2 protein-coding genes are annotated in these 1,297 nt (G+C 64.0%); one reads left to right on the top strand and one right to left on the bottom strand.

Annotation, left to right across the window (positions count from 1 at the left end; all coding sequences use genetic code 11):
* A partial coding sequence (locus tag AC0L20_RS39515; RefSeq protein ID WP_473295590.1) for an ATP dependent DNA ligase occupies nt 1–447 on the top strand: 447 nt, incomplete at its 5' end.
* 31 nt (nt 448–478) lie between these two features.
* On the opposite strand, the gene AC0L20_RS39520 is transcribed toward AC0L20_RS39515, so the two are convergent.
* Nucleotides 479–1,297, bottom strand: an 819-nt coding sequence (locus AC0L20_RS39520) for a ribonuclease HII (RefSeq protein ID WP_473295591.1), incomplete at its 5' end; no start/stop codon positions are given.

Below are 1,297 nucleotides of genomic sequence, written 5' to 3' on the forward strand. Positions count from 1 at the left end.
ATCATGGCCAAGCGCGCCGACAGCCCGTACGCGTCCGGACGCCGGACCGCCGATTGGCTGAAGGTGAAGACCGCGCAACGGCAGGAGGTCGTGATCGCCGGCTTCACCGCGCCGAGGCGAACCCGGCCCTTCTTCGGCGCCCTCGTGCTGGCGGTACGCGACGCCGATGCATGGCGGTACATTGGCCACGTCGGCACCGGCTTCAGCCATCAGGTTCTCGAAGAGCTTCACCGCAAGTTCGTGAGGCTGAAGACAGCCAAGTCGCCCTTCCCTGGCAAGGTGAAGGATGAGCGGGTGACCACCTGGGTGCGTCCTTCCTTGGTCGCGGAAGTGAAATTCGCGGAGTGGACCAGCAAGGGCGAGCTGCGCCAGCCGGTCTATCTCGGCCTGAGGTCCGACAAAAACGCCAAGGACGTCGTTCGCGAAAAGAAGTGGTCGCGAGAATAATGCAGCCGAGACGAAGCGCTCGATCTGGAGTTCAGCTCGCGGCGCGCTCGGACGCCGAAGGCCACGGCGGCAGGGGCGGCAGCCCGAGCGCCTTGCGTACAGGTCCAAACGACCTCCGGTGAGCTGCGCATGCACCAAGCCTGGCGAGCGCCTCATAATGAGCCGGCACCGGGTAGCCCTTGTGATCCGCAAATCCGTAGCCGGGGTGACGCTCGTCGAGCGTCCGCATGACCGTGTCGCGCTCGACTTTCGCCAGGATGGAGGCGGCCGCAATGCTGGCGGACTTGGCGTCGCCTTTAACAATAGCCTGCTGAGGGATGTCGATTTCCTTCAACCGCTTCGCATCGATCAGCAAGTGCTGCGGCGTCAACCCTAGCCCCCGGACCGCCCGCTGCATCGCCTGGATGCCTGCCCAATAGATGTTGATTGCGTCGATCTCCTCGACCTCGACGAATGCTACGGACCAACTCTCTGCCTTTTCCTTGATTTCCTTCGAGAGTTCTTCGCGAGCCGCGGCGTCGAGTTTTTTCGAGTCGTCGATTCCGATTATCCGCGTGCCGGGCTTCAGGATCACGGCGCCAGCGGAGACGGGCCCGGCGAGAGGGCTCATTCCCGCCTCGTCCACGCCTGCCACCGCATCATGGCCGCTTCCCCAGAGAGAGGTCTCGAAGCGGAGCATCTTGCGCAGGCGCTGCCCTTCCGACCTATTTTCGGAGCGCCGCTTGTCGATTGAAGCCAGGATGGCACGGGCTCCCGCGCGGGTGTCGGCCCGCAAGATCTGCTCGACGCCGGCCTCGAGCGGTCTTTTCTCGATGACATAGCGCCGGCGCAACGCATCGAGCGAATACTG

This window comes from Bradyrhizobium sp. Kon58 (genome assembly GCF_055807455.1).